Raw genomic sequence first — 713 nt, 5'->3', positions numbered from 1 at the left:
ATTTCGTCGCCAACCTTGATCACGCCGCGCTCGATACGACCGGTCACCACGGTGCCGCGGCCCGAGATCGAGAACACGTCTTCCACCGGCATCAGGAACGGCTTGTCGATCGCACGCTCCGGCTCCGGAATCCAGCTGTCCAGCGCGTCGACCAGCTTCAGGATGGCCGGCACGCCGATGTCGCTCTGGTCGCCTTCCAGCGCCAGACGGGCCGAACCGGCGATGATCGGGGTGTCGTCGCCCGGGAACTCGTACTTGCTCAGCAGCTCGCGCACTTCCATCTCGACCAGCTCGAGCAGCTCGGCGTCGTCCACCATGTCGGCCTTGTTCAGGAACACGACGATGTACGGCACGCCGACCTGGCGCGACAGCAGGATGTGCTCACGGGTCTGCGGCATCGGGCCGTCAGCGGCCGAGCACACCAGGATCGCGCCGTCCATCTGGGCGGCACCGGTGATCATGTTCTTGACGTAGTCAGCGTGGCCCGGGCAGTCAACGTGGGCGTAGTGACGGATCGGGGATTCGTATTCGACGTGCGCGGTCGAGATCGTGATGCCACGCGCCTTCTCTTCCGGCGCGGCGTCGATCGAGGAGTAGTCCTTGAACTCGCCACCGAAGCGCTCGGCACCGATCTTGGTCAGTGCGGCGGTCAGCGTGGTCTTGCCGTGGTCGACGTGACCGATGGTGCCGACGTTGACGTGCGGCTTGGTGCG

1 protein-coding gene is annotated in these 713 nt (G+C 65.5%); it reads right to left on the bottom strand.

The annotated features are described in order from the left end of the window. A partial coding sequence (locus KXV01_RS19995; protein WP_263468024.1) for a GTP-binding protein occupies nucleotides 1–713 on the bottom strand: 713 nt, incomplete at both ends.

This window comes from Stenotrophomonas sp. Ps181 (genome assembly GCF_025697425.1).
In the GTDB taxonomy this organism is placed as follows: domain Bacteria; phylum Pseudomonadota; class Gammaproteobacteria; order Xanthomonadales; family Xanthomonadaceae; genus Stenotrophomonas; species Stenotrophomonas sepilia.
The sequence above is the reverse complement of the archived record's forward strand: the minus strand, read 5'-3'. Positions and strand labels throughout refer to the sequence as shown.